19 protein-coding genes are annotated in these 23,329 nt (G+C 68.4%); 7 read left to right on the forward strand and 12 right to left on the reverse strand.

From position 1 onward, the window contains the following. Positions 1 to 43 precede the first annotated feature (43 nt). Positions 44 to 1,180, reverse strand: a complete 1,137-nt coding sequence (locus AB0I35_RS04040) for a hypothetical protein (RefSeq protein ID WP_357394221.1) — start codon at positions 1,178 to 1,180, stop codon at positions 44 to 46. A 74-nt stretch (positions 1,181 to 1,254) separates the two neighbouring features. Between AB0I35_RS04040 and AB0I35_RS04045 the strand changes: the two genes are divergently transcribed. Together AB0I35_RS04045 and AB0I35_RS04050 are read left to right on the forward strand one after the other, a co-directional pair. Further along, positions 1,255 to 2,160, forward strand: a complete 906-nt coding sequence (locus AB0I35_RS04045; protein WP_357394223.1) for a RecB family exonuclease — start codon at positions 1,255 to 1,257, stop codon at positions 2,158 to 2,160. Positions 2,161 to 2,290: 130 nt separating this feature from the next. Beyond that, positions 2,291 to 3,217: an alpha/beta hydrolase gene (locus AB0I35_RS04050; RefSeq protein ID WP_357394225.1), complete on the forward strand. Its 927-nt coding sequence runs from the start codon at positions 2,291 to 2,293 to the stop codon at positions 3,215 to 3,217. A 133-nt stretch (positions 3,218 to 3,350) separates the two neighbouring features. Here the strand turns inward: AB0I35_RS04050 and AB0I35_RS04055 are convergent, their stop codons facing one another. Next, positions 3,351 to 4,478 carry a putative sulfate exporter family transporter gene (locus AB0I35_RS04055; protein ID WP_357394226.1) on the reverse strand — a complete coding sequence of 376 codons (1,128 nt, stop codon included), beginning with the start codon at positions 4,476 to 4,478 and terminating at the stop codon, positions 3,351 to 3,353. Beyond that, the gene (locus tag AB0I35_RS04060) at positions 4,478 to 4,612 is read right to left on the reverse strand and encodes a hypothetical protein (RefSeq protein ID WP_357394228.1); all 135 of its coding nucleotides are present in this window, start codon (positions 4,610 to 4,612) and stop codon (positions 4,478 to 4,480) included. The genes AB0I35_RS04055 and AB0I35_RS04060 overlap by 1 nt, the downstream gene beginning before the upstream one ends. Positions 4,613 to 4,867: 255 nt before the next feature. Here AB0I35_RS04060 and AB0I35_RS04065 point away from each other — a divergent pair, with 255 nt between their 5' ends. Beyond that, on the forward strand, positions 4,868 to 5,269 hold the full coding sequence (locus tag AB0I35_RS04065) for a hypothetical protein (protein ID WP_357394230.1): 402 nt from the start codon (positions 4,868 to 4,870) through the stop codon (positions 5,267 to 5,269). Between the two features lie 553 nt (positions 5,270 to 5,822). On the opposite strand, the gene hisG is transcribed toward AB0I35_RS04065, so the two are convergent. The 8 genes from hisG to metH form a co-directional block, all read right to left on the reverse strand. Then, positions 5,823 to 6,674 carry an ATP phosphoribosyltransferase gene (hisG, locus tag AB0I35_RS04070; protein ID WP_357394231.1) on the reverse strand — a complete coding sequence of 284 codons (852 nt, stop codon included), beginning with the start codon at positions 6,672 to 6,674 and terminating at the stop codon, positions 5,823 to 5,825. A gap of 57 nt (positions 6,675 to 6,731) precedes the next feature. Then, positions 6,732 to 6,995 carry a phosphoribosyl-ATP diphosphatase gene (locus AB0I35_RS04075; protein ID WP_067492188.1) on the reverse strand — a complete coding sequence of 88 codons (264 nt, stop codon included), beginning with the start codon at positions 6,993 to 6,995 and terminating at the stop codon, positions 6,732 to 6,734. 426 nt (positions 6,996 to 7,421) lie between these two features. Further along, positions 7,422 to 9,233, reverse strand: coding sequence for a choline/carnitine O-acyltransferase (locus AB0I35_RS04080; protein WP_357394233.1), 1,812 nt, complete (start codon positions 9,231 to 9,233; stop codon positions 7,422 to 7,424). 9 nt (positions 9,234 to 9,242) lie between these two features. Continuing rightward, positions 9,243 to 10,058 (reverse strand): class I SAM-dependent methyltransferase, encoded by an 816-nt coding sequence (locus AB0I35_RS04085; protein WP_357146472.1) that lies wholly within the window; start codon positions 10,056 to 10,058, stop codon positions 9,243 to 9,245. 9 nt (positions 10,059 to 10,067) lie between these two features. After that, complete coding sequence (locus AB0I35_RS04090) at positions 10,068 to 10,931, reverse strand: arpA protein (RefSeq protein ID WP_357394235.1); 864 nt, start codon at positions 10,929 to 10,931, stop codon at positions 10,068 to 10,070. Between the two features lie 157 nt (positions 10,932 to 11,088). Beyond that, entirely contained in the window at positions 11,089 to 11,781 is a 693-nt protein-coding gene (locus tag AB0I35_RS04095; RefSeq protein ID WP_357394237.1) for an HAD family phosphatase, read from the reverse strand. 79 nt (positions 11,782 to 11,860) lie between these two features. Further along, positions 11,861 to 13,669, reverse strand: coding sequence for a serine/threonine-protein kinase (locus AB0I35_RS04100; protein ID WP_357394239.1), 1,809 nt, complete (start codon positions 13,667 to 13,669; stop codon positions 11,861 to 11,863). Between the two features lie 215 nt (positions 13,670 to 13,884). Then, positions 13,885 to 17,481, reverse strand: a complete 3,597-nt coding sequence (metH, locus tag AB0I35_RS04105) for a methionine synthase (protein WP_357394240.1) — start codon at positions 17,479 to 17,481, stop codon at positions 13,885 to 13,887. A gap of 126 nt (positions 17,482 to 17,607) precedes the next feature. On the opposite strand from metH, the gene AB0I35_RS04110 reads away from it, so the two are divergent. Then, positions 17,608 to 18,492 (forward strand): PAC2 family protein, encoded by an 885-nt coding sequence (locus AB0I35_RS04110; RefSeq protein ID WP_067492062.1) that lies wholly within the window; start codon positions 17,608 to 17,610, stop codon positions 18,490 to 18,492. Between the two features lie 67 nt (positions 18,493 to 18,559). On the opposite strand, the gene AB0I35_RS04115 is transcribed toward AB0I35_RS04110, so the two are convergent. After that, positions 18,560 to 18,865 (reverse strand): hypothetical protein, encoded by a 306-nt coding sequence (locus AB0I35_RS04115; protein ID WP_067492061.1) that lies wholly within the window; start codon positions 18,863 to 18,865, stop codon positions 18,560 to 18,562. A gap of 237 nt (positions 18,866 to 19,102) precedes the next feature. On the opposite strand from AB0I35_RS04115, the gene AB0I35_RS04120 reads away from it, so the two are divergent. The 3 genes from AB0I35_RS04120 to AB0I35_RS04130 all read left to right on the forward strand — a co-directional run bounded on the left by AB0I35_RS04120 (position 19,103) and on the right by AB0I35_RS04130 (position 23,327). Then, positions 19,103 to 20,335, forward strand: coding sequence for an XRE family transcriptional regulator (locus AB0I35_RS04120; RefSeq protein WP_357394242.1), 1,233 nt, complete (start codon positions 19,103 to 19,105; stop codon positions 20,333 to 20,335). Positions 20,336 to 20,469: 134 nt separating this feature from the next. Then, a complete protein-coding gene (locus AB0I35_RS04125; RefSeq protein WP_357394975.1) occupies positions 20,470 to 21,969 on the forward strand; it encodes a TIGR02677 family protein in 1,500 nt (499 codons plus the stop codon). Then, the gene (locus tag AB0I35_RS04130) at positions 21,966 to 23,327 is read left to right on the forward strand and encodes a DUF2398 family protein (RefSeq protein WP_357394244.1); all 1,362 of its coding nucleotides are present in this window, start codon (positions 21,966 to 21,968) and stop codon (positions 23,325 to 23,327) included. Before AB0I35_RS04125 ends, AB0I35_RS04130 begins: the two co-directional genes overlap by 4 nt. The last annotated feature ends 2 nt before the right edge of the window (positions 23,328 to 23,329 follow it).

The following is a 23,329-nucleotide window of genomic DNA, read 5'->3' on the forward strand; positions in this document are numbered from 1 at the left end:
TCAAGCCTGCCAGGCGGGGCGATCCGCGCGATCGACGGGTCAGCTATTTCGCGGCAGTGAGCACACGGTGCTGTTCGGCGAGCAGGGAGTGTGCTTCGGCTTCGGTGTCGGCGGGGACCTGCGCGACGTAGCGACCGACCGACACCAGACAGGCCCAGCTGCTCTCGTCTGTCTCGGCCCAGCAGACCGATCCGGGAACAGCCGTCGGGGCGGCCGTCGGCTTCCATTCCCGATCGGAACCGAACTCGGCGGCGTCGGACGCGAGCAAGGTCGCCGCGCCCGCGGCGTCTGCGGCACGGTAGACGACGCTGCCTTCGACGCCGAACGCGCTCACTCCGGCCCTGTCGAACAGTGCGCGGGCCGCCTGCTGGTCGTCGGCGTAATGCGCCGCGGCGCGCCTGCCGAAGGCGCCCCGGCTCGCACCGCCCTTACCGACGGCGAGCGCGTGGATCCCGGTCGGGTCGTAGGGGACCTTCGCCAGCTCGGCGACCGGAGTTGCCGTGAACGAATCCAGTTCGGGGCGTTGACGTTCGAGCGCGGCGCGGATGACCTTCCCGATCTCGGGGAGCGCGCCGTTGCTCAGCCGGGTGAACACCACGTATTCCCGATGCGGGGTGAAGGCCATGCCGTCCAGCCTGCCGCGGTTCGTCATGGTGACGACCCGGCTGTCCGGTGCTTCCGGCAGGTCGGTGACCACCCAGTCACCGGATTCGAGCAGACCGCTCTGTGTGGTCGCGGCGGTGGCGAGGGCCTCGGCCGCCCTGGTCGCGGAGGCGCTGTCGGGGAAACGCATGACGCCGTGGGTGAGCCACTGGGTATCGGTGCTCGTCTCGCCGCCGTTGGACCGCTGGACGGCGAAGCCCGTGATCAGACCGTCGGCCGCGGCGGCGGCGCTCACCGCGGCGTTGTGGCCCGCCATGATCGTGAGCATCGGCTCGGTGAGGACACCGAGCGGTCCCCGGCGCACGAAGGTCGGATCGATATCGGAGCCGAGGGTCAGCGCGTCGGCCATCCGGAAGCCCTCGGCGAGTTTGCCGGTCCGCAAATCCTGCTCGGGGCTGGTCGCGGTGGTCGTCGGCGCACTGGCCGATGTGCTCGTGGCCACAGGCGGCAGTTGTTCCTCACAAGCACTGAGCATGATCATCGCGGCCACGGCCGCCCCCACCCGGATCGTTCGCATGCGGCGATCTTGACAGACACCGCCCCGATGGACGAATCGTGAACCTGTCGGTAGGTGCCGTTACCGTGGCGAACATGTCAGTGCCTCTGTCCGCGTCGATCACCGACGAGATCTCCGCCGAACCGGTCGTCCGGTCGCGTCCGGCGTTGTCTCCTTCGCGCGCAGCCGATTTCAAGCAGTGCCCGTTGAAGTACCGGTTGCGGGCGATCGATCGGGTGCCGGAACCACCCACGCGCGCGGCCGTACGCGGCACGGTGGTGCACGCGGTGCTAGAGGACCTGTTCGGTCTACCCGCGGCCGAGCGTGGACCCGACCGGGCGGCCGAGCTGGTTCCCGGCGCGTGGGAGCGCGTGCGGGCGGGCCGGGACGGGCTCGACGAACTGGTGGCGGCAGGTGGTCCGGAGGCGCTGTTCGAGGAGGTGCGCCGCCTGGTCGCCGGGTACTACGAGCTCGAGGACCCCACCCGTTTCGATCCGGACGGCCTGGAGGAGCGGGTCGAGGTGGATCTCGACGGTGAGATCCCGTTGCGTGGCTTCGTCGACCGCATAGACGTAGCGCCCAACGGTCTGCTGCGCGTGGTCGACTACAAGACCGGCCGCGCGCCCGGCCCCCAGCACGAGGCCCGCGCCCTGTTCCAGCTCAAGTTCTATGCCCTGGTCATCCTGCGCACCCGCGGCATCCTCCCCGCACAGCTGCGCCTGATCTACCTGGCCGACAAGGTGCTGCTCACCTACACCCCCGACCGCGACGAACTCGATCGCTTCGCCCGCATCCTCACCGCCCTGTGGCAAGCCATCCTCGACGCGGGCCGCACGGGCGACTTCCCACCCCAACGCAATTCGATGTGCCGCTACTGCGACTTCCACGCCCTGTGCCCCGAATACGGCGGCACCCCACCCCCTTACCCCGGCTGGCCCACCCGAGACGCGACCCCTACAGACCTCGGCCTCCCCCAGGTCCGCACCCCCGAAGACATCTGAGTTCGCTCGACGGCGCTCCGACGGTCCCCGAGACGTCGCGTACCGATGATCCTCAGACCCGAGCTCATCTCCCGGCCGACCACTCGGTAGGTTGGATCATGTTGCTGTTCGGTTGAATCCAGGGGTGGGCGTGCGGTTCTCGAGAAGTCTGCGTGTTACCGCGCTGGCGCTGACCGGAATTCTGACAGCACTCGTCGTCAATGCGTTCCTGGTGGACCGCGACTCCCACGGCGCGACGCCGTTCGCAGGCGGTCGCGTCCTCACGCTCGAGGGCCCCGATCTGAACGTGCGCGAATACGGCCCATCCACCGAGCGGGCAGTCGTCCTGCTGCACGGATACCTGTCGTCGATCGAATGGTGGGAACAGGTGGCTCCGTCGCTCGCCGCGCCTGGTCACCGGGTTGTCGCCCTCGATCTGGTCGGCCACGGCGGATCCGAGGCGACCACCGCCGACGACGACTACAGCGCCTCGGGGCAGGCCACTGCTGTCAGCCGCGCGCTGGACGCGCTCGGCATCCGCCGAGCGGCGCTCGTCGGCCATTCGATGGGCGGGCACATCGCGACATTGCTGGCCGAACGGGAGCCCGAGCGAATCGAGCGGGTCGCCGTGATCGATACCCAGGGCGGCCCTGGACTCAAAGACATGCCTGTGATGAAGACGCTGGGCTGTCGGCCCTTGCTCGGTGCGGTCATCGATCGCTTCCGCGGCATCGACGCGATCGCGGAAGGTTCGTTGCAAGCCGGTTTCGGTGCGGACTTCCCGCCGCCGCCGCTCGCCCAACGCTCACTCGAGCGCGCGACGCACCGCACGGTGTGCCGATCGACCGCGGCGACCACGATGAACGACGAACGTGCCGTGGCCGAGCGGCTCGCCGCACTCGGTAAGCCGGTGCTGGTGATCTGGGGCGAGCACGACACTCTGGCGCCCTCGGCCACGAACATCGCGAAATTCACCGAGGCCGGGCTGACACCGCGAGTCATCCCAGGCTCCGGGCACAGTCCGCTGGTGGAACGACCCGAAGCCGTTGTGGAGCTGGTCGGACCGTTCGTCGCCTGACGCCCCAGAAGCTCGGCACCACGACCTGACCGCTCAGAGCACCCCGGCCGACTTACTCTGCGGCCGACGGGCTCGTCGCTGCCAGTGGGTGCGGACCCATCCGGTACCCGCCGAGAGCGGGCGCTCCACCACGTCAGGCCGCGAAGTCACGGAACAACAACACCGAAAGGCCGAGTCCGGCAACGAGGTTCACCAGCACCGCCGAACCGAACACCGCGATCGGCCGCCACCCCGCCTCACGCAATCCCCGCAGCGAGAATTCCAAGCCGATGGACACGAAGGCCAGGATCAGGAACCAGGTCCGCAGGTCGTTGACGATCGCGATGTGAGCGGCACCGGTCTTCTTGTCGACCGATTGCAGGTACAGGGTGCCGATGATCGACGCGGCGACGAACCCGAGCACGAATTTCGGGAACCTGACCCAGAATTCACCGAGGCTCGGGCGCGCCGCACCCGGCGTGCGGTCCACCCGGAAGGCGAACCACGCGGTGAGCGCGATCGCGACGAGTCCGATCAGCGCGTTCTGCGTCGTCTTCACGATCGTCGCGATCTGCAACGATTCCTCACCCGCGAGCGCACCGGCGGCGGCCACCGCGGCCGTGGTGTCGATATTGCCGCCGATCCACGCACCCGCGACGGCATCGGAAAGCCCGAGAAGGTCGGCGAGCCAGGGCAGCAGGAAGATCGACGGCAGCGCGAAGATGATCACCAGCGAGGCCGCGTACGCGATCTGCTCACGCCGCGCCTGCACCGCTCCGGCCGCCGCGATGGCCGCGCTCACCCCGCAGATCGATACCGCAGAGGACAGCAGGGCGCGCAGTTTGTCGTCGAGGCCGAGCACCCCGCCGAACCACCAGGTGAATCCGAAAACGATGGTGATCAAGGCCAGTGCCTGCACGATGGCGGGCGCCGCCGCCGTCACCAGAATCTTCAGGTTGACGGAGGCGCCGAGCAGCACCACGCCCGTCTTGATGAAGGATTCCGTGCGGAAACCGGCCGAAAGCCGATCCCGCAGACCGAGTTTGCCGAGCACCACGTTCCCGATCAGGCCGATCGCGATCGCGTACACCGGGTACTCGATGGTCTTCGCCACCCGCTTCAACGGTGTGTCGGCCGCCCACTGCGGCACCTGCGTGTCGAAGAATCGCGTCAGCGCGCCGAGCACGAGTACCAGGAGTACCCCGGCGGCGATATCGGCACCCGTCGTCCGCGTATTGCCTTGCACCGCCGCGGTTTCGGATGTCGTCTTCACCTCGGCCATCACGGCACCAGCCAATCGGGAATCGCCCCCACCAGCACGAGACCGATCAGGACGAGACCGACAACGGTCGCCGCCCAATCCTCGTTCCACCTGAAAGCACTACCCGGCCTCGGCTCGGTCTCTGGTTGCGACACTGTGACTCCTTGCGTTCCTCGTCGAGAACCGGAAACTAACCGCGCCACCTGCCCGCACACACCGATTACACTCACCCTGAACCGATCTCGACCGATCGACCGCCGGGCGTACGACCTCGGCATACACCTTCTCGCACACGGAACCGCGCGAATTATGCGACAAACCCCTGGATTCCGAGGCTCCCTACGACGGCCGTCATTCGCGTACACTGCCGTTCGAGAGTGGAGGATGTGGGGCGGGGGAGGTTGCGTCGGATGACCGATGGCGACGGCAGGGAGCGCCTCCACGCCGAAATAGCGGCCTTCTACGCGGGCTTCGGGCAGCCGGATACGTTGCTCGCCGCGTTTCGGCAGGCGGCCCTGTTGGTTCCGCTCACCGCCGAGAACAGGGTCTTCTTCCTGCCGTTCGGTGGGCTCGACTGGTTGTGCGCGTTCACCGGCGTGGAGGAATACGCCCGATTCATCGCCGCACGTGATCGCCTCGACAACGCCGACCAGGACTACCACTACCACTGGATTTTCGGGCGGCGCCTGCGCGACTACCTGGATACGCGCGACGAACCCGCCGGAATAGCGATCGACATCCTCGGTTCCGCGCCGATGGCGTTTCCACCTGATCTCACCGAACACGCGACAGACGGGCAGGGCATGCGATGACCACATTGAAAGTCGACCCGGCGGTGCTGCACCAGGCCGCGACGGGCATCGACGACACCATCGGTCAGCTGTCGGAGATGGGGATCGGCGAAACCGGGAATATGGGCCGGGGATTCGCGCTGCTCACGATGTCGACGCTCGAGGCGGGCAAACAGACAGTGCAGAAGACCTTCGAGGAATTCACCGAGCGGTGGTCGTGGGGTGTGCGCGCACTGGTGCAGGCGGGCAACTCGATCGCCCGCACGCTGGGATTGGCGGCGGGCCGCTACGACGAAATGGAAGCCAAGTCCGAGGACACGCTGAAGACGATGTGGACGCATATGGCGGGAAATCCACATCTGTCGGGTGAGGAGATCACCAAGCGTTCCTGGGGTGAGACATTCGCCGACAATTCGTTCAACCACATTCGCAACGCCGATTACAGCATGAAGTCGTTTCAGGACGCCGGCCAGCACATTCAGACAGTTACCAGGGGCAGGAAACGCTGCCGGTCCGAACACGCACGAAAGAGGCCCTCACCTGTACGAACAAGTGAGGGTCTGACGAGAACGGCTCAGAACGCCCGGCAGGAGCGGATGTCGGTGGCGAGGATCGCTTTGGCGCCCAGCTCGGCGAGGCGGTCCATCAGTTCGTTGCCCTGTTTGCGGGGGACCAACGCGCGTACCGCGACCCAGTCGGGGTCGCGCATGGGCGAGACGGTCGGTGATTCCAGGCCGGGGGTGATGGCGGCGGCCTGGTCGAGCAGCGACTTGGGGCAGTCGTAGTCGAGCATCAGGTACTGCTGGGCGAACACCACGCCCTGGATGCGGTTGATGAGCTGGTTGCGGGCGCGGTCGTCGCGATCGGCACCCGCGCGCTCGATCAGCACGCCCTCGGAGTCACACAGGGACTCGCCGAAGGCGACGAGGTTGTGCTGACGCAGGGTGCGTCCCGAGCCGACCACGTCGGCGATGGCGTCGGCGACGCCGAGCTGGATGGAGATCTCGACGGCGCCGTCGAGGCGGATCACCTCGGCCTCGATACCGAAGCGGGCCAGGTCGGCGCGTACCAGGTTCGGGTAGGAGGTGGCGATGCGCTTGCCGGCGAGGTCTTCGACCTTCCAGTCCTCCCCGGCCGGGGCGGCGTAGCGGAAGGTGGAGCGGCCGAAGCCGAGCGAGAGGCGTTCGGTGACCGGGGAACCCGAGTCCAGGGCCAGGTCGCGGCCGGTGATGCCGAGATCGAGCTCACCGGAGCCGACGTAGATGGCGATGTCCTTGGGCCGGAGGAAGAAGAATTCGACCTGGTTGGCGAGGTCGAGGACGGTGAGGTCACGGGAGTCGGTGCGTTTGCGGTAGCCGGCCTCACTGAGGATGGAGACGGCGGATTCCGACAGCGAGCCCTTGTTGGGAACTGCGACGCGCAACATGGAAGAGGGTCCTTTCGGGGATGACGGGAGGAGTGTCGAACCGGACGGATCTCGCCGTCACAGATGTCGGTACACGTCCTCGAGCGTCAGCCCGCGGCCCACCATCATCACCTGAACCCAGTACAGCAACTGGGAGATCTCCTCAGCGAGGGCCTCGTCGCTCTCGTGCTCGGCGGCCAGCCAGATCTCACCGGCCTCCTCGAGCACCTTCTTCCCCTGGAAATGCACGCCCGCGTCCAGCGCGGCCACCGTGCCCGACCCCTCGGGACGGGTCTTGGCACGCTCGGTCAGCTCGGCGAACAGGGACTCGAAGTTCTTCACGAGAACTGATTGTTTCACACCCCACCCCCGCCCCACCGAGCGCACTGAATCCACCCTGACCGCATTCACAGCCACCCGACACGACCTGAGTGCGCCGCCCCCCGCACGCCCAGCCCCACGGCACCACCCGAATCCACTACCTACCGCACTCCCAGCCCAATCACCTCCACCTTCAGTCCGCCATCACCGCATCCCCAGCCCCGCCCGTCCCGACCTCGATGAGGGACCGCCGCGAAGCGGCGTAGCGGCCCGGCCGCGAGTCAGCCGCCGTTGCGCATGCGCGAAGCGCGAGCAACGGTGGCTGACTCGCGGCCCTCCAGGGGCCGCGCTCGAGCGCGCCAGCGCTCCAAAAACACAGCCGGCACTTCCTGGGGCGCAAACCGAAAAGTGCCGGGTACGCGCCCCACGGACGCGTACCCGGCCAACTCACGCCAACAACTCCCGCAGCTCACCAACCGCCGTGCGCAGGTGGTCGGCGAACGCGTACATCTGATCGGCCACCGATTTCGGCGTCGCCAGGTAGATGTTCCAGCGGTCCGGCAGCAGCACATAGGCGATGCCGATACAGCGTGGGCTGGTGGACCCGAAACCGAAGTAGCGGATGTACTGCGAGGGCGCCGAACTGGTCGACAGGTAGTCGTCACGCATGACCGTCCAGCCGGGGCTGTCGAACAACGCGATCCGCTCACCGTCCACACCGAGCTCGGCACCGCGACGGCGCTGGATCCACTCGAGCTCCCACAGATGCTGCTCGGGTGCCTGGCCCGCCTGGCATTCCTTGGCGCGGTTCACGTGCGCGGCGGCGGCGGCCCGCGCGGCGGCGAGCTTCGTCTCCTGGCCGGCCTCGGGGTCGACCATGGCGTCGACGAAGGCCACCATCTCCGGCGTCACCACCCGCATGGCCTCGGTGCGGCCGTTGCGGAACTGGCGGGTCGCGATGGACTCGTAGGTCGCCCCGGTGATGCCCTTGCTGCGCCGATGCGCGAGCTGATAGCTCAACTGCGCGAACGCGTCCGGTGAGATGCCGAGCTTCTTGGCGGCGGCGGTGCCGAAGTCGTCGAACGACACCAGCGAGGTGGCGGTGTCGGCGGCGAACTTCGCGAAATCCGCTCCGGCGGCGGCGATATCGGCCCGCGCCGCCGAGTCGAGTTCGAACTCGACCGGCTCGACGGCGGGCAGTCCCTGGGCCTTGGCGCCGCTGGTTGCGGCGTGGTCGTCGGCGCCGCGCTTGAGCAGCGCGTCGACGAACGACAGCACCGTGGTGCCGTCGAGCCCGCAGTGCTCGATGTTGATGCCCGCCTGGCCGTCGGCGAAGACGATGAACGACACCGACTTGTCGAAGTAGCGGTTGCCACTGTCGCCGTGCAGGAGCTGATCGCAGGCGTGCAGTTCGTCGCGGGGCGCGAAGTCCTCGAGGCACACCGAGAACAGTGCGGTCTCGATGGCGTCGAACGCCTCCACATTGGCGGGCACGGTGCGCAGGGCGGCCCGGCTGCGGGCCCATTCGGCGCGTGCCTTGGTGGTGAGATGACCGACCGAGGTGTCGGTGGCGGCCGGCTTGGTGCCCGCCTTGATCACCGCACGCAGCCCGTCGACGAGGTCGGAGAACGCGTACGGCGCACCGTCGGCCCCGACCACGTCCATCCGGAAGATGTTGCCCCGGTAGAAGACCGCGATGTGGCGGGCGTCCGATGGCCCCGGCCATTCGTCGCTGTAGGGCTTGCGAACGGAGTCCTGCACCTCGCCGGGAATCCGGGTCTCGGAGAACAGGTACTTGTTCTGCCACATCGACAACTGCTGTCCACGCTGGGTGACCGGCGGGATCTTCTCCGCGTCCAGGGCCAGCTTGTAGTCGACAGCGGCGCCGATGAGCGCGGCGGCCCGCTCGGCCTGCCCCGCCACCGTCGACGACGCCAGCGGCGTGTCGTCGCGGAACAGGAACACGAAGTTGGCGTTGAGCGCGATCCGGTCGCGGCGGCCCAGGTAACGCGAGGGCCAGAACTCGTCGAGCCAGCTGCCGACACCGGGTGTGGCGTCGTATTCGGCCAGCGCGGCGTGCAGCGTGCGCCCGGCCCCACCGGGGCGCAGCAGCTCGGCTACCGCGCCCTCGGTGGTGGCGTATTCCTCGGCGCCGAGCAGCGGAGCGCACCACTGCAGGAACCGCGCGCAACTGTCTTCCAGTGTCGGCAGCGGAACCCGGGGCAGGGTGTCTTCGGCGGCGAACGTGGGTTGGTTCAATCCAGATCCTCAGGTCTCGATGGGATGCGGGCGGGACAGGAACAGGTTGGCGTAGAGCCAGCCTTCGGCTTCGTGATCGGTGGTGTCGATTCCCTTGGCCGCCAACGCATCCAGCACCTGCTGACGTTCCTGCGCCGAGGCGAAGCGACGCTGCTGGAACATACCGGGCCGCTGCTCACTGCGATAGCCGAGCGCGGCGAGTTCGGCGGCGATGGGATCGAAGTCGAACATCCGCAACACGAAGTGCGCCATCCACGGTCGCTTGTGTGGATCGGCTTGCGCGACCCTGGACAGGGTTTTCTCGGTGATGTAGCCGACGCATCCGGTGGAGATCACCAGATCGGCGGAGGCGAGCACACGTCGCTGTGCCTCGGTGGGCTCGGTGGCCTCGAGGTCGGCGTGCACGTAGTCGTGCAGGAGTCCGGCGGCGTGGGCATAGGTCAGCGCCGGGCGTGCGGCGTCCATCCCGATGAAGCGTACGTCGGGCATCAGGTCGGTGCGCAACCGCTCCCGGTCCGCCGCGATGAGGCCCACGCGGTCGGTGTCGGCGTGGTCGCGGTAGTGCGTGGCCAGCTCGTCGACGGTGGTGTCGGTCCGCAGCAGCGCCGCGTTCACTCCGTAGGAGCAGCCCAGGTCGAGCACCGTCGGGATGCGGTCCGGGCGCGCGGCGCGCAGCTGGCGCAACTGCTCGGCGAAATGCGGCTTCGCCAGTTCCGGGATCCGGTAGTCCAGCTCGTTCATGCGGGCGAAATACGCACGTGGGTCCGGACTCTCGTAGATGTCGTCGAAGGATGCTTTACCGGTGGTGTGCAACGGAACGGACATGGGTTCCTCTCAGTCGAGCAGTCGGTCACCTCGGACGGCGGCGGCCGCGGCGGCCACGTGATCGGGTAGCACACGGCCGAACAGCTGCCTGGTGCGCTCGACAGTGCCGATCACCCCTGGCCGGTCCGTGTAGGCGAAGATCGCCGAATGTCGTTGCCCGGCACCGGTCACCTCGGTGACGCGGTGCAGGGAGAAGCGGCCCTTGAACAGTTGCAGGTCACCGGGGCGCAGCTCGAGCGCCCGGATGAATCGCCCGCCCTCGCCGGTGAGCACGGCGCGCACGTCGTCGAGATTCTCGGCGTGCGGGTCGCGGATGTTGGGGCAGTACTCGAAGACACCACCCGAGTCGGGGCGGCGGGTGAGCATGCTGACGGTGAATTCGTTGGTGTCGAAATGCCAGGGGTGCGACATGCCCGGCTCGACCACGTTCAGGCACAGCCCGGCCAGCGGGTCGGCGAATTCGTGCAGCTCGTCGAGTTCGAAGCAGTCGGCGACGAAGCGCTGGAACACCGGGTCGGTGTAGAGGCGCTGGATCAGCGCGTCGGTGGGGATGTGGTCGCGGGCGACGAAGGCGTTGCCTCGGTCGAACACGATGCCGGCCGGGTGGTCGGCGGGCAGATCGGCGTCGAGGGGGATGTTGTAGGCGTTGACCCGCTCCACCTTGTAGTAAGCGTGCGGGGCGATGGCCTCGCCCTCGGCGCGCAGGGTCTCGAGCAGCTGCGGACGGATGAATTCCCGCAGCACGGTACAGCCGTCCTCGGCGAGTTCGGCACGGGCCGCGTCGATCGCGGCCTGCCTCCCCGGATCACCCGGATCGGTGAGTGGATACCGTGCGATGTCGACGATTTCGTCAAGCCCCCGCGTGCCTGTCATGGAAACAGTTTGCGCGAAAATTCTGTGACACGCCCGGGATTCGGTCGAATCGGCCAATCCCGAACAGATCACAGGGAAGTGAATTCATCTGTGCCACAACAGTTTTCGCAAATTCCACCCCGATGACGGAATTATCACGGTAGGCTATTACGCCCTATCACGCGGTGGCAGTGGCCCGTTCATCCCGTGCGGCGAAGGCGGCACGCAGGTCGGCCACCGACAATCCGTCCAGTGATTCCCTGAATACCCGCCCGGCGACCTCGGGAACCTCGATTTCGCAGGGAATCACGATCACCGCGCAGCCGGCCCCCTGCGCGGCCAGCGCACCGGTCGGCGAGTCCTCCAGCGCGACACAGTCGGCCGGATCGACACCGAGCAGTTCGGCCGCGCGCAGGTAGATGTCGGGTGCGGGCTTGCCGTGGGCCACCTCGTCACCGCAGACCGACAGGTCGAAGAAGTGCCTGCCGAGGGTGTCGAGACCGTACTCGGTGAGCGAGCGTTTGGTGTTGGTCACCAGCGCGCAGCGCAGACCCGCGGCGCGCACCATGTTCAGCGCGTCGAGCGCGCCGGGGCGCCACGGGATGGGGCCGAGCATCAGTTCGGTGACGCGCTGTTCGAGGAACTCCCCCGCCGCCGCGATCACCTGCGGGGTCGCCGGAACGCCGATACCGTCGAAGAGCATGCGCAGCGCGTTGGGTCCGGAGGCGCCGATGAGGGAGTGGCGCAACTCGTCGCTCATCTCGTGGCCGTGTTCGCGGGCCAGCTCGCGCACCGCGATATCCCACAGCTTCTCCGAATCGAGCAGCGTGCCGTCCATATCCCACAGCACCGCGGCCGGTCGCGCGCTCACGTGTTCACTCGCCTCGTTCTCGTCGTCTCGGGGGGTGGCACCGCGCTCGACGGGCCCGGTCAAGCCTAACGGCTGCCTGTCACACGCCCGATCCGGCGATCTGCAGGTTGCCCGCGTCGCCGGTGACCTGGATCCACCGGTTCTCCGAGCTCACCGACCCGTCGGTGAGGTGATAGGTGAGCGAGACGACCGCGCGATCGGGACCGCTGGGGGTGATCGATCCGACAGTCACCGAGCGCACTGTCGACCAGAACGACGAGTACTGGCCGAAGCCGCCGGTCTGGGCCTGGTAGCCGGGGGCCAGGCGCGACCAGGCGCCGCTGGTGTTGCCGGGCAGCATCCCGTAGTAGTTCGCGATGAACTGGTTGATGCGTTCGGGCGTCGGTGGGCCGAACGGTGTCGTGGTGATGGTGGTCGTGGTGGGGCGCGGGGTGGAGGTCGCGCTGCTCGTGGCCGGGGTGGAGGTGGGGGCGGTGGTGACCCCGGACGGCGGCGGCGCCGAGACGGTGATCGTCTCCTGCTCGGGCACGATCACCACGGTGCTCACCTTGCCGTCGACCATGGTGGTCACCGTGACGGGTGCGGGCGGGTCCTGCGCCTGCTGCCCGGCGTCACCGCCGCGGTCACGGGTGGCCACCAGAACCACGAGCATCACCGCGAACGCGGCGACGGCGGCGGCCAGCAACAGGACGGCGCGGTTGTCGGAGGAACCGGTGCGGGCGGGCGCAGGGGTGAGAGCGGGTGGGCGCGCGGGCGACGGCTGGGCGGGGGCAGCCGCGTCACGGACACCGCCGAGGAATTCGGTGGCGGCGGCCGAGTCGACATCACCCGGTGCCGGGGCCGTGTCGGGCAGGCGTGGTACGGCCGGGGGTGGCGGCCCGACGAGACCCGGGGCGCTCGCGCCCGAGGAACCGCCGGTGATCGCCGAGCGGGCCGCCTTGGCGAAAGCCAGGCCGCTGCCGAGCAATCCGGCGGCTTTCACTCCCCCACCGGCCTGCGGTGCCTGCTCGGAGGTCGTCGTCGCGGCGAGGTCGAGCACCTTGGTCGCGGTCGCGGGCAGCGCCGGAACACGTCCCGCCGCAACATCTTCCAGTGCGCGCCTGGCCTGAGCCATGGTCGGGCGCTCGGCGTCGTCGGCGGTGAGCAACCACATCAGCACCGGTCCGAGCGGGCCCGCCTTCTTCGGCTCGGGCACCACCCCGCGCGCGACGGCGTGCAGGACAGCGAGGGGATTGTCGCCCTCGCCGAACGGCGGCGCGCCCTCGACGGCGGCGTAGAGCGTCGAACCGAGGGCGAACACGTCGGCGGCCGGTTTCGGGTTGTCACCGCGGGCGATCTCGGGCGCCAGATAGGCGGGGGTACCCGCGAGGAAGCCCGTCGCGGTGACCGTGACGTCGCCGGTGGCGTGCGAGATGCCGAAGTCGGTGAGCTTGACGGTGCCGTCGTCGCCGACGAGCAGGTTGGCCGGTTTCACATCGCGGTGCATGATCCCGGCGTCGTGCGCGGCGGACAACGCCGCCGCGGCCTGCGCGCCGATCCCGGCCACCTCGAGCGGTGACAGCGTAGCCCCGCCGGAGATCTTCACCGCCAGACTCGGCGCGTTCATGTATTCCATGACCAGCCAGGGCTGGCCGTCCTCTTCGGCCACGTCGAAGACGGTGATGGCGTTGGGGTGGTGCAGGCGGGCGGCGATGCGACCCTCGCGCATGGCCCGCAATTTCGCTTCCAGCGCCTGGGTTCCGGTGAGACCCGGCGCGAGCAGCACCTGCTTGACCGCGACGGTGCGGCGCAACCGGACGTCGGTGGCGCGCCACACCACGCCCATCGCACCCGTGCCGATCGGGTCGGTGAGTCGATAGCGTCCCGCGATCAACCGATCCGATGTCATAACGTGTGCCCCTCCTGCTTACCGCCGAGTCGTCCAGCCCTGCGCGCCACAGCGGGATGAAACTTCCGAAAATCCTACGTGCCGCAGTGCTTCGATTCCGTTGCCGACCATCGACCACCATGGTCGACCCGCCGGGTTCGTGATCAGATTCACAACGGGCACAGGGCGAATCGGGCCGGTCCGAGGTGGACCGGCCCGATCACCGAACACCGATGTCAGGCGTTGAAGTACTTCGCCTCGGGATGCAGCAGGACGAAGGCGTCGGTGGACTGCTCGGGATGCAGCTGCAGTTCTTCCGACAGCGTCACCCCGACCCGGCCCGCGTCGAGCAGGTCGACGAGCTTGGCCCGATCATCGAGGTCCGGGCAGGCACCGTAGCCGAAGGAGTACCGCGCGCCCCGGTAGCCGAGCTTGAAGTAGTCCTGCACGTCGGCGGGGTCGCTGTCGGCGACCGACTGCCCGTCGATGCTCAGTTCCTCGCGCACCCGGCGGTGCCAGTACTCGGCCAGCGCCTCGGTGAGCTGCACGCCGATACCGTGCACCTCGAGGTAGTCGCGGTAGCTGTCGCCCGCGAACAGGGCGTTGGCGAAGTCGGCGATGGGCTGGCCCATGGTGACCAGCTGGAAGGGCAGCACGTCGACCTGACCGGTCTCGCGTGCCTTGTCCCGCGAGCGGATGAAGTCGGCGATGCACAGGAACCGGTCACGCTGCTGGCGCGGGAAGGTGAACCGGTACCGTTCGGGAGCATCGGGTTCCGGCTCGGTCAGCACGATGACCTCGTCGCCCTCCGACACCGCCGGGAAGTACCCGTACACCACGGCGGCGTGCTGCAACACGCCCTCGGTGGCCAGCCGGTCGAGCCAGTACCGCAGCCGGGGACGGCCCTCGGTCTCGACCAGCTCCTCGTAGCTCGGGCCGTCACCAGCACGCTGCCCGCGCAGACCCCACTGCCCGAGGAACAGGGCCCGCTCGTCGAGCAGACCCGAATACTCCGCCAGCGGAAGGCCTTTCACCACACGTGTGCCCCAGAACGGCGGGGTCGGCACCGGCAGGTCGGCGGCCACGTCGGAACGCTCGGGCACCACGATGGGCGCCTCGGCGGCCTTGCGCTCGGCGGCGATCCGCTTGGAGCGCTCGTGGCGGGCCTTGCGCTCGGCGGCCTTCTTCTTGGCCTCGATCGCCTCGGGGCTGTCGGGGTCGAGGCCACCGCCGCGCTTGACGGTCATGATCTCGTCCATCAACCGCAGACCCTCGAAAGCGTCACGCGCGTAGTGCACCTCACCGTCGTAGACCTCGGTGAGGTCGTTCTCGACGTAGGAGCGGGTGAGCGCGGCACCACCGAGGAGCACCGGGAACTGCTCGGCCACACCCTTGGCGTTGAGCTCGGCCAGGTTCTCCTTCATCACCACGGTGGACTTCACCAGCAGGCCGGACATGCCGATCACATCGGCCTTCTTGTCCTGGGCGGCGTCGAGGATGGTGGCGATGGGCTGCTTGATGCCCAGGTTCACCACCTCGTAGCCGTTGTTGGACAAGATGATGTCGACCAGGTTCTTGCCGATGTCGTGCACATCGCCCTTCACCGTGGCGAGCACGATGCGGCCCTTGCCCGAGTCGTCGGTGGCCTCCATGTGCGGTTCCAGGTGTGCCACCGCGGTTTTCATCACCTCGGCCGACTGCAGCACGAACGGCAGCTGCATCTGACCCGACCCGAACAGCTCACCCACGGTCTTCATGCCCGACAGCAGCGTCTCGTTGATGATCTGCAACGGCGGCACCGACTTCATCGCCTCGTCCAGGTCGTCGCCGAGACCGTTGCGTTCACCGTCGACGATGCGACGTTCCAGCCGCTCGAACAGCGGCAGCGCGGCCAGCTCCTCGGCGCGTGAAGCCTTCGACGACGCGGTCGACACGCCCTCGAACATGGCCATCAGCTTCTGCAGCGGATCGTAGTCCTCGCCGCGGCGGTCGTAGATCAGGTCGAGGGCGGTCTCGCGCTGCTCGTCGGGAATCCGGCTCATCGGCAGGATCTTCGAGGCGTGCACGATGGCCGAGTCGAGCCCGGCCTCCACACATTCGTGCATGAACACCGAGTTCAGCACCTGCCGGGCGGCCGGGTTCAGGCCGAAGGAGATGTTGGACAGACCCAGGGTGGTCTGCACCTGCGGGTGGCGGCGCTTGAGCTCACGGATCGCGTTGATCGTTTCGAGACCGTCCTTGCGCGACTCCTCCTGACCGGTGCCGAGGGTGAAGGTCAGCGTGTCGATGATGATGTCGGACTCGGCCAGCCCCCAGTTGCCGGTGATGTCGGCGATCAACCGCTCGGCGATGGCGACCTTGTGGTCGGCGGTGCGGGCCTGGCCCTCCTCGTCGATGGTCAGCGCCACCACGGCGGCACCGTGCTCGGCGACCAGCGCCATGATCTGCTGGAATCGCGACTCGGGACCGGCACCGTCCTCGTAGTTCACCGAGTTCACCGCGCACCGGCCGCCCAGGTGCTCGAGCCCGGCCTGCAGGACCGCGACCTCGGTGGAGTCGAGCATGATCGGCAGGGTGGACGAGGTGGCCAGGCGCGAAGCCAGCTCGTTCATGTCGGCGGCGCCGTCGCGGCCCACGTAGTCGACGCACAGGTCGAGCATGTGGGCGCCGTCGCGAGTCTGGTCCTTGGCGATCTCGAGGCACCGCTGCCAGTCCGCGGCCAGCATCGCGTCGCGGAAAGCCTTGGAGCCGTTGGCGTTCGTGCGCTCACCGATCATCAGGATCGAGGCGTCCTGCTCGAACGGCACGGCGGTGTACATGCTCGACACGGCGGGCTCGTGCTCGGGACGACGGCGATCGTCGATCGGCGGCAGCGTCTTCTCGACCTCGCGCACCGCCTCGGCGACCTGACGGATGTGCTCGGGCGTGGTACCACAGCAACCACCCACCATCGACAGCCCGAACTCGGAGACGAAACCGCTCATCGCGACGGCCAGCTCCTCGGCGGTGAGCGGGTACTCCGCGCCCTTGGCACCGAGCACCGGCAGACCCGCGTTCGGCATCACCGACACCGGAATGGTGGCGTGGCGTGACAGATGGCGCAGGTGCTCGCTCATCTCGTCGGGCCCGGTGGCGCAGTTCAGGCCGATCATGTCGATACCGAGCGGTTCCAGCGCGGTGAGCGCCGCACCGATCTCGCTGCCGACGAGCATGGTGCCGGTGGTCTCCACCGTCACGTGGGTGATGATCGGGATCCGGCGACCGGCGGCGAGCATGGCTCTGCGGCTGCCGGTGATCGCGGCCTTGACCTGCAGCAGGTCCTGGCAGGTTTCGATGAGGATGGCGTCGGCCCCGCCGTCGAGCATGCCCAGCGCCGCCTCGGTGTAGGCGTCACGCAGCGCGGCGAACGGGGCATGGCCCAGCGTCGGCAGCTTGGTACCCGGCCCCATCGACCCGAGGACGTAGCGCGGGGTGCCGTCGGACGAGGGGCCCATCTCGTCGGCCACCTCGCGGGCGATACGGGTGCCGCGCTCGGACAGGTCGCGGATCCGGTCGGCGATGTCGTAGTCGGCGAGGTTGGGCAGGTTGCACCCGAAGGTGTTGGTCTCCACCGCGTCCGCGCCCGCCGCGAAGTACGCGCGATGGATCTCGGCCAGCACATCCGGCCGCGTCTCGTTGAGGATCTCGTTGCATCCCTCGAGGCCGCGGAAGTCGTCGAGCGTGAGGTCCGCGGCCTGCAACATCGTGCCCATCGCACCGTCGCCGATGACGACACGGCGTCGCAGCGTGTCGAGGAGCGTGGTATCGAAAGTGGTGGGCAAGGACGCAGGCATGGTTCAAGACTAGTGGGCGCCTCCGACACACGAGACCACTGTCGGTGATCCAGTGGCCCGGGCCACACAACACGCAACCCTGCCGGTCGCCACAAAACAATTGGCCCAAGACACTAGGCTGACCTGGTGGATGCCAGTGAGACCCCCGAGACGGAACTGCCGACGTTGCGCAATCCCGTGCTGGTCGCGGCCTTCGAGGGCTGGAACGACGCCGGAGACGCCGCCAGTGGCGCGGTCGAACATCTGGAGTTGCTCTGGGACTCCGAGCCGCTGGCCGAACTCGACTCCGAGGACTATTACGACTACCAGGTGAACCGGCCGACCGTGCGTCAGGTCGACGGGGTGACCAGGGAGATCCAGTGGCCCTCGACCATGCTGTCGGTGTGCTCGCCGCCCGGCAGCGACCGCGACGTGGTGCTGCTGCGCGGGATCGAACCCAATATGCGCTGGCGCAGCTTCTGCAACGACCTGCTCGAGTTCATCGAACAGCTGGGTGTGGAGACGGTGGTGATCCTCGGCGCGTTGCTGGCCGACACGCCGCACACCCGGCCGGTGCCGGTCACCGGTTCGGCCTACAGCCCGGAGGCCGCCGAGCGATTCAATCTGGAACAGACGCGCTACGAGGGTCCGACCGGGATCACCGGCGTGCTGCAGGACCAGTGTGTGAAGGCAGGCGTGCCCGCCGTGTCGTTCTGGGCCGCGGTGCCGCACTACGTGTCGCAACCGCCGAATCCGAAGGCGACGATCGCGCTGCTGCACCGGGTGGAGGAGGTCCTCGATATCGAGGTGCCGCTCGGCGAGCTGCCTGCTCAAGCCGAGGAGTGGGAGGCCGCGGTGAACGAGATGACCGTCGGCGACGAGGAGATCAGCGAATACGTGCGCTCGCTCGAGGAACGGGGCGACGCGGCACTCGATCTCAACGAGACGATGTCGAAGATCGACGGTGACGCCATCGCCGCGGAGTTCGAGAAGTACCTGCGCAGGCGCGGGCCGGGAAGCTTCGGGCTGTAGGCCCGACGCGCCGGCCCGCTCGGGCCGCCGCCGTCACCGATGGTGCTTCGGCGCCGGAGGCGTCATGTCAGCGCTCCAGGGTGAGAACTTGGGCGGCGGCCTCGTGCGCCAGCTTCGCGATCAGCATGTCGCGCGGAATCGTCTGCCCGGCAAGGTGATCGAGCGACGGAACCACCACGTGGTGGGCATCGGCCCGCTTCAATTCCTGGGTGAGTTCGGCGAAGGCCGCACCGTCACCCGCGGTCGATTCATGGAACGTCGCGGCGAAACACATCCCCGCCGTAGCCGCGAGGCTGCGTAGCGCATCCTCCAATTGATCGCCCTGGCCCTCGGCCAGATCGTCACGCAAGTATCCATAGATCAACGCTTCCACCCGAACCTCCGTTGGATTGGGATCGCTGTTCTGTTGTCGGATCCCCCCGCGCGGCGCCAGCCGCCGCGCGGGGGTACTGCGTTGCCTCGCAAGCTCTCCTGCGGGGCGGGTGCTCGGTCCGGCCGAGCACCTACTTACAGCATGCGCATTCGTCCTCCGTTGTAGCAGATGTCAAACCGATGACATCTACATGCCCTATCCGGGACGCCGAACGTTAACTGGTGGAATACTACGGCCGTGACCGCAACTGATGATCGACCCGTCTGGGCTGTCCGGATGCGCTCGGAACGTGACGCGAGGGGATGGTCGCAAGCCGACGCCGTCCGCGCGATGCGTGCCAAGTCCACACACAACCTGCCGACGGACAGTACTCTGCTGCGCAATTGGCGGCGCTGGGAGTCCGGTGAATCACGACCCGACGAGTTCTACGCGCCGATCATCGCGGCCGCGTTCGACACCGTCCCCGCCGCGTTCTTCCCCAAGTCCCGTCCCAACCGCGATGACGAGCTGTTATCCGCAACCGGTATGGACACACTCGAATTCATCGGCAGGCTACGCATGTCCGATGTCAACAGCGCCACCCTCGACGCGGTGCGGATCACCGCCGAACGGTTGTGCTGCGAGTACGCCTATGCCGACCCGCACGAGCTGCACGCCGAGGGAACCGCGTGGTTGCGCCGGATCACCTCGCTGCTCGACGGCCGACTCACCCTGAGCCAGCATCGGGAAATCCTCGTACTGGCCGGCTGGGTGGCGTTGCTGGTGGGTTGCGTCGATTACGACCTCGGCCACCGGGCAGGCGCGGAAGCCACTCGGCGGGCGGCGGATTCGCTCGGCCGCGAGGCCGGCAACCCCGAGATCGTCGGCTGGGCGGCGGAGATGTCGGCGTGGTTCGCGTTGACCCAGGGCAACTTTCGCGGCGCCATCGATGTCTCCGAGAAGGCGATGGCGGGGACCACGTCGATGGGTGTCGGGGTGCAACTGGCCGCGCAACGCGCCAAGGGCTGGGCGCGCCTGGGCGATCGCCGGGCGGTGCAGACCGCGCTCGACGAGGGCCGGGCGATTCTGGCGCGGATGGGTCATCCGGCCGACTTGGACAACCACTTCGTCGTCGACGCAACGAAATTCGACTTCTACGCCATGGACTGCTGCCGGGTGGCCGGGCAGGACCGGCTGGCAGAACGCTATGCCCAGCAGGTGATCAAGGATTCGACGCGGCCCGACGGCAGTGTGCGCAATCCGATGCGCGTGTCCGAAGCCCGGCTCACGCTCGCGGTGGTGGCCGTGCGTGATCGTGATCTGGAGCGGGCGGTGGAGGAAGGGGTCGCGGCGTTCACGGCGGGACGCAAGTCGCTGCCGTCGCTGGCCTGGATCGCGGGCGAGGCGGCGCGCGAGATCATCGAGCGCTTCCCCGGTGATCCGCGTACCCAGTCGTTCCTCGAGCAGTTGCGCTCGCTCAACGTCGGGTGAGCGCGGCGGCGATGCCACGCCGATCCGGGGCGGGTCGGGCGGAGCAGTGCTCGGTCACCACTAATCTGTCTACGGTGACCGACCACCGCGCCGACGGCCTGCCCAGCGCCGTCCCTGCCCTGTGGGACGAGCGGCTGCGGTTGTTCTCGTTCGCCACCGCCGAGAAACGCGCCGACTACCTGCGGGTTCTGCGTGCCTTCGACAGTGCGCGCGCGGCGTACGTGGTGTTGCTGCACGCCGACGATGTCGCCGAGTGGATCGCCAAGGCCGAGGCGGGCACGCAGGGGCCCGCTCCGGCGGGCGTGCCGCTGTCGGCGGCCGAGATCGGTCCGCTGCTCGAGCAACTGCACCGCTGGGGAGTGCTCGAGCGCAGCTACGACGGCACCCGGGCGGCCACTTTGGCCGAGTACCGCAACCGGCACTACGTGTACCAGTTCGCGCAGGCCGGTTTTCAGGCGTATCAGGCCGTGGCCGGGGTGCTGTCCGCCCGGATGGAGGACGCGTCGCTGTCGCGGCTGGTGCTCCCCGAGCTCCTCGCGGATCTGCGCACCCTGGCTACCGCCAACCGCGAGGGCGACGCCGAACGCGTCTACACGACGTTGCGCAGGCTCGACGCCGCGCTCACCGACATGGCGGCCCGCGCCGCGCACTTCTATCTGTCGCTGGGCGACCTGGTGCGCACCACCGAGATCACTCCCGAGTCGTTTCTCGCGCACAAGGACGCGTTGCTCGCGCACATGCGGGAGTTCAGCATGGATCTGGCCCGGTTCGCGCCACGCCTGGCCGCCGCGATCGGCGAGGTGGAGGACACCGGGGTCGACGCGCTGATCGGCCGGGCGGCCGGGTGCGACGAACGAGTGCTGCTGAGTTCCGTCGAGCGGGAGGCGGATTGGCGGGCCCGCTGGGACGGGTTGCGCACCTGGTTCGTCGCGGGCACCGAGCCGGGAGAGTCGTGTGAGGCCGACCGGCTGCGGGAGGCGACGATGAGCGCCATCGCGGCCGTGTTGTCGCTGTTGCGCCGGGTGACCGAGACCCGCCGGGGCGGGATCAGCCGGGAATCGGCATTGCGCCACTTGGCGGCGTGGTTCGTCGCCACCCCCACCTCGGACAGTGCGCACGCCCTGTACGACGCGGTGTTCGGCCTCGGCAAACCACGGCACCTGTCGCTGGAACACCCCGACGCAGATCTGGTCTCCGTCGACCGGTCCTGGTGGGACGCACCACCTTTGGAGATCTCCCGCACCCTCGCCGAGACCGGCCGCGCACCCACCGCGGGCGCACCCGCCCGGATCTCCCGCAACGACGCCGGAGTACGTCGCCTGCGCGAAGCGCAACTGGCCGCTCAACGCGAACGCGCGGCAGCCGCCGCCTCGCTGGCCACCTGCAACGTGCACGAGCGGGTACTCGACCAGCGCGAGACCGAAGTGCTGCTGCGTCTGCTCGACGCGGCCTCCACGGCCTGGGTGCCGGTGAGCGGACGGGTCGAGGGCACAACGGGTTCCGACAACGGCGTCACCCTGACGGTCCGCCCGTGTGACGGGTCGACGGTGATCCGCACGGCCGCCGGGTTGCTCCATCTGAACAATCGCCGCCTCGAAGTTCAGGGTTCGACGGGGCGGAGGACCACGCGGTGAAGCGGCAGCGGATCGATGCGCTCGCGCTCGACAGCTATCAGCGGGCGGTCCGGGTGATGCTGGCGAATCACCTTGTCACGCGGGTGTATCCGGATCGGATCGCCTTGCCGCTGATCCGGCGGTGGGCGACCGAACTGCGCGAGGACATGGCCGAGTTGTTCGGGTATCGGGTGGAGATCACCGAGACGACGGCGCGACTGTATCCGGTACACGATCGGCTCGAGGACACCCGGCCCGCGCGCAGTGTCAACGATCGGGTGTTCGACCGGCGGCGCTACGCCTATCTGTCCCTGGCGTTGGCCGCGTTGGGGCGGGCCGGGGATCAGATCACCCTGTCGGAGCTGGCAGAGCATGTCGCCGATTACGCGGGCCGGATCGATGGGCTCGAATTGTCCACCGAGCGGGCCGCCGATCGTGACGCCTTCGTCGACGCCGTCGGCTGGCTCGGCGCGCGCGGCGCGTTGACCCTGGCCGACGGTGACGCGGGCGGGTGGGCCAGCGACCCCGACGCGGGTGAGGCGCTCTACGACATCGACCGCCCGGTGGTTTTCGCGCTGTTCCGGCCTCCGCGGGCATTGCAGCACCTGCACAGCGTGCGCGGTCTGCTGGCCGAGGACACCGAGGTGGCGGCCGACGTCGCTCGCCGGGTGCGGCGCGCGCTGGTGGAGCGCCCGGTCGTGTATCTCGCGGATCTGACGCCCGCCGAACGGGCACTGCTCGGCCAGGAGCGCCTGATCGGTGAGGTGGAGTACTGCACCGGGCTGCGGGCCGAACGGCGGGCCGAGGGTGTCGCCCTTGTCGACACGTCGGGTCGCCTGTCGGACACGCGGTTCCCCGGCACCGGCACGCTCGCGCAGGTGGGGCTGCTGCTGATCGGTGAGATCGCCGACGCGGTGCTGGATCTGGACAACCCGTTGCCACACCGCCCACTGCCCGACCTCGATCCGGCCGAGGAACTCCTCGACCAGCTCGACACCGCGATCCCCGAGGCCGGGGTGTTCGTCCCGCTGGCAGACGAAACACCCGACCCGGCACCAGATTCCGACGACGAGGTCGCCGAGGAACCCGACACCTACCCGTTCCTCGACGATGCGTGGGTGCGCGCGACCGTCACCGCCCTCACCGACCGCTACGGTGCCACCTTCGCCGCTCAATGGCAGGCCGACCTCGGCGGCCTCACCGCCGAGGTGCTTGCCCTGCTGACCAAGCTGCGGCTGATCCGGCCCGTCGAAGACGGTCTGCTCGTACTGCCCGCGCTGGCCAGATACCGGGGAGCGGTCGTCACGGTACGGGTGCGCAAGACCGAGGAATTGTTCGTCACCGCCGCTGATGCCGGCACCGGAACGGGAGGGAGCTGAGC

The organism is Nocardia sp. NPDC050378 (assembly GCF_040655675.1).
Taxonomy (GTDB): domain Bacteria; phylum Actinomycetota; class Actinomycetes; order Mycobacteriales; family Mycobacteriaceae; genus Nocardia; species Nocardia coubleae.